Below are 2,531 nucleotides of genomic sequence, written 5' to 3' on the forward strand. Positions count from 1 at the left end.
GACCGCTTGGGGTCCAGCGTCTCGTCGCCCCGCCAACTGGGGTCGCCGATGACGGGGTACACGATGACCTCGTTGCCGTCCTCGTCGACCCCGGCGCCGTCGCAGCCCAAGACCATGGGCAGCCGGTCAGCCGGCAGCCCCACGCCGCGCAGGCTCCACAGGTCGTGGTGGTTCAGGGACGCTGCCATGAGGCGCACCGTCGTCCAGCCGTCGGCGACCTCCGGTTCCCTGACCTGCCCTAGCTCCAGGCCCGCCAGCGGGTCGTTGGGGTCCTGACGGACTGCGGTGACGGCAAACATGGCCGTGAGCCTGGCAATCCGGGCATGCTGCCGCAAGTTCCCACCCCGCGCCCTCTACGTCCATGATCGTGAAAGGTCTTACGTCATAGGGGCCTGTTGCCTTTTGTCTCGGGCTGGCACCTCGCAAGCGGCTGGGCCGGCGCTTGGTCTGTCGTGCTCGGAAGCGAAGCGAAGCGGGGCGGGGGGCTGGGCTGGTGGGTGTTGGTTACCCGGTCTGGAACCGGGTGGCGGTGACTGCCTTGGTCGCGAGCTTGAGCAGGTTGGTGACCGCGCAGGCGAAGGACAGCTCGGCTTGCGCGGCGTCCAGGCCGCGGCGGGCGAAGCGGCGAAGCCCGCGACGATCTTTGAGCCAGGCGTTGGGTCCCTCGACCGTCGGGGCGCGCCGCTTGTAGAGGGAATGGCCCTGGGGTGTGCGCAGGCGGTGGTTCATCTTCTGCCGTGGGCTGGCATCGGCGGGCGGGTCGCCGGTGGCCGGCTCGGTCGCGGCCCGCTGGTCGATCATGTGACGTTTGGCGTCGGCGATGAGCCGGTCCGGGCCCTCGGCGTCGAGATTGGTTTGCGAGTGGTAGCCGGCGTCGCCGACCATGGTGCCGACCGTGAGATCGTCGCGCCCGGTGCGGTGAGTCAGCCGTTCGGCGGTGGCGGTGAGGTCGTCCACGGTGGGCACGAACTGTTCGACGTCGTTGGCGTCTTGGGTGGCCCGCGCGGACACGACGAACTCGTCCTCGCTGACCGCGGTCTGACAGTTGTAGCCCTGCACCCAGCCGTTGCGGGTCTTCAGCAGCCGGGAGTCCGGGTCGGTCAGGTTCACGCTGAGCCGCTCGGCTGCCTCGGTGCGGGCGGTCCCGCCGGCGGACCCGTCGCCACCGGTCCCGCCGGACTGCGCCTGCTCGACGGCCTCGGCGCGGGCGGCCTGGTAGGCGGCGCGGGCCTCAGGCACCCCGCGCTGGTTCTCGACCGGCACCGGCGGCCGCCCGCGCGGCACCCGGCCCTGGGCCCGGGTGCGCCCTGCCCGGGTCGCCCACTCGGCGTGCCGGGCGCGGGCCCCGGCCCGCCTGCGGTCAAGGCGGGCCTGGGCCACCCTGACCACGTCGGCGTTCTTCGGTGGCCGACCCGGGCGCATGGCCGAGCCGGCCGCCGCCGCCGCTTCGGCGGCCTGCTGATAGGCCCGCTCCCGTGCCGCCTGCTCCCGGCGGGCCGCCTCAGCGGCGTGGCGGCGGGTCCGCAGCTGGGCCAACGCGCGGCAGCGATCCGCTCGCCCCGGCGGGTGCGGTCGCGCACCTGCACCGGCAGCTCGTCGCCCCGCGAGCTCGCACCGAACAGGAGGTCTTCGGCCGCGTCCGTCGCCTCCAGCGTGCCCACGAACTCCTCGGCCAGCTTCCGAAGGTGCTCCTCGCTGCGATTGGCCTCCCTGCTCGCGTTCGCCGCGATCTTCGTGCCGTCGAAGGCCACCACGCCGAGCGCCACCATTCCGAGCTCGGCGGCCAGCGCCAACGACTCGGTCAACAGATCGCCCAACGCCTGCTGGTGGCGCTGACGAAACCGCGCCAGCACGGTGTGATCCGGCGCATCCCAGGCACAGATGATGCGAAACGCCACATCGGTGTGGCACAGCCGCTCGATGCGCCGCGACGAGGACTCCCCGTGCGCCATCGCGTAGACGAACAGCGTGAGCAGCATCTCCGGGTCATAGCCCCGCCGACCCGCCCCACCCAACTTCGCACGATCATGAAACCGGGAAGAATCCAGCCGCTGTGCGGCCGCGATCACGAACCACACCAAGTGATCTTCGGGCAGCCAATCGACCATCGACGGCGGCAAGAGGAACTCCTGGTCACGATCAACCGGCCGGTATGTCCTCGCCATACGAAGATCATTTCATTGCGCGCCGCGCCAAGCCAAGATCATCCCGGTTGTGTCCGGAAGCTACTTCCAAAAAGCAACAGGCCCCAGGTGGGCGCATACCTACGAAGACCCCAACGAGGCGCGAGCGTCGTGTCGAACAATGCGCTTGGTCTGCCCTGGCTGGCGATATACCAGCAGCCGATGAGGTCGGGTGCCTACGACACTGTGGCTGAGCCCGGTGTCGACCCTGAGGTGGCCGCGAGCGCCGACGAGCGGGAAGCCCACGGCGGCCGAACGCCGGAGCATCCCGCTCACCGCGTTGGAACAGGACCGACCCCTGTTGGTGCGCTCTGACGGTCGGGGCTGGTCTGGAAGACGTAGCTGCTC

The 2,531-nt window shown here is 70.6% G+C and carries 3 protein-coding genes and 1 pseudogene; 1 reads left to right on the forward strand and 3 read right to left on the reverse strand.

What is annotated here, in order from left to right; translation table 11 throughout:
• The coding region (locus tag VF468_19990; GenBank protein ID HEX5880571.1) for a Zn-dependent oxidoreductase at window positions 1–299 on the reverse strand (299 nt) is incomplete at its 3' end.
• 205 nt (window positions 300–504) lie between these two features.
• Window positions 505–1,536 (reverse strand): transposase, encoded by a 1,032-nt coding sequence (locus VF468_19995; GenBank protein HEX5880572.1) that lies wholly within the window; start codon window positions 1,534–1,536, stop codon window positions 505–507.
• A 165-nt stretch (window positions 1,537–1,701) separates the two neighbouring features.
• Between VF468_19995 and VF468_20000 the strand changes: the two genes are divergently transcribed.
• Window positions 1,702–1,836, forward strand: coding sequence for a hypothetical protein (locus VF468_20000; GenBank protein HEX5880573.1), 135 nt, complete (start codon window positions 1,702–1,704; stop codon window positions 1,834–1,836).
• Between the two features lie 23 nt (window positions 1,837–1,859).
• Here the strand turns inward: VF468_20000 and VF468_20005 are convergent.
• Window positions 1,860–2,165, reverse strand: a pseudogene (locus VF468_20005) (transposase).
• Window positions 2,166–2,531 lie beyond the last annotated feature (366 nt).

This window comes from Actinomycetota bacterium (assembly GCA_036280995.1).
Taxonomy (GTDB): domain Bacteria; phylum Actinomycetota; class CALGFH01; order CALGFH01; family CALGFH01; genus CALGFH01.